Source organism: Clostridium puniceum (assembly GCF_002006345.1).
Lineage (GTDB): Bacteria > Bacillota > Clostridia > Clostridiales > Clostridiaceae > Clostridium > Clostridium puniceum.
In genome coordinates, this window is sequence record NZ_LZZM01000095.1 from 1 (window position 1) to 1,543 (window position 1,543).

Annotated in this window: 2 protein-coding genes; both read left to right on the forward strand. The window is 29.8% G+C overall.

What is annotated here, in order from left to right; genetic code table 11:
* The coding region (locus tag CLPUN_RS27550) for a hypothetical protein (RefSeq protein ID WP_158078717.1) at positions 1 to 346 on the forward strand (346 nt) is incomplete at its 5' end.
* Positions 347 to 539: 193 nt separating this feature from the next.
* A partial coding sequence (locus CLPUN_RS07075) for an Ig-like domain-containing protein (RefSeq protein WP_077846613.1) occupies positions 540 to 1,543 on the forward strand: 1,004 nt, incomplete at its 3' end.

The window sequence follows — 1,543 nt, forward strand, 5'->3', positions numbered from 1 at the left end:
AGAATATTTACCCAGTGATATTCTTATACAAGATAGTGGTAATGGGATAGAAGGTACAGCTCTAAAAAAAGTACTTCCTATATCATTCACTCCTAAATATATGATAGTAAATATTCAAAGTATACAAGTTTGCATAAATTTTGTTGAACATACTATATTTGCGAATATGTATAATGATCATACAGAAACAAAGGCCACATTGAATGTTACTAATAACACGTATATATATTCAGCTAGTACAGCCAGTAGGTATTTTGAATACAGCGATTATGGGAAAAGAATTGATATATGGGCACGTAGCATAACAGGACCACTTACGCCTTGCTACGTTGATATAATATATTAATAATTTAACAAACTTATAAACAATATTTGAGCACTAATTAAGTGTTTTATTATTGCCAATTTTTATATTTAGCAAAATTATACAATAATTATAACAATAATATAGAAAAACTGTAAGAAATATTCATTAGTGCGTATTATAATAATAACAGAGGGCGCGCTCATTTATTATTGAAAAAGAGGAGAAATGATAAATGAAGAAATATTTTAAAAAGTTTAGTATAATGTTTGTAATATTATTGGTTATGATAGGTAGTGGAACAATTAAAAATGAAACCATTGCAACTGCTGCAACTGTTGGACAACAGTTATTACAACCAGAGCCTGGTTGGCAAAGATATGATGACACAGACTCGATGATATCATATAGTAATAGTTGGGCTATTTCTAATTATAATAAAGATACAAACTACAATGCATATAAAGAAACTGCTCACGGTAATTGTGGAGTAGTTGGAAGTACAATTAAATTTAAATTTTATGGAACAAAATTAAGAATATTAACTTTTAAGAATCCTAATAACTCTGGTGCCAATGTTAAAATTGATGATGTAAATTATGGAAATTTTAGTAACTACTCAAGTAGTATAGGAGGGTGTTATATCTTTTTTGAGAAGTTGGATTTAAGTAAAACAGTACATGAAGTATTAATAACTAGTATTGATAGAAGTGTTCTTGGGTCACAAGCTGATGCTAGTTATTTTGCACTTGATGCTATAGATATAGATGATACAGGAGAACAACCAATAGTTACGTCGGGTATATCGCTAAACAAAGTTACAGCTAGTTTACAAATAGGACAAGTAGATAATTTAGTGGCAACAGTTATACCATATAATGCAACCAATAAAAATGTAACATGGACTTCAAGTGATAAATCAATTGCAACAGTAGATTTGACAGGTAAACTTACAGCGATAAAAGAAGGTAAGGTAATTATAAAAGCTACTACAACTGATGGAAGCAACTTAAGTGCATCATGCACAGTTAATGTAACTAAAAAAACTGAGCCACCAGTACAACCGACAACATCTAGCGCTGTAGTATTGAGCATAGAACCAGAAAACCCCAAAATTCACCTAAAAGAAAGAGTATTAACAAACCTTGTAATAGACAATATAAAAGAAATAGCCGCAGAAGAAGTAAAAATTAAATATGATAATACTAAGTTAAAATTCTTAGGGGTGAATGAAATTGA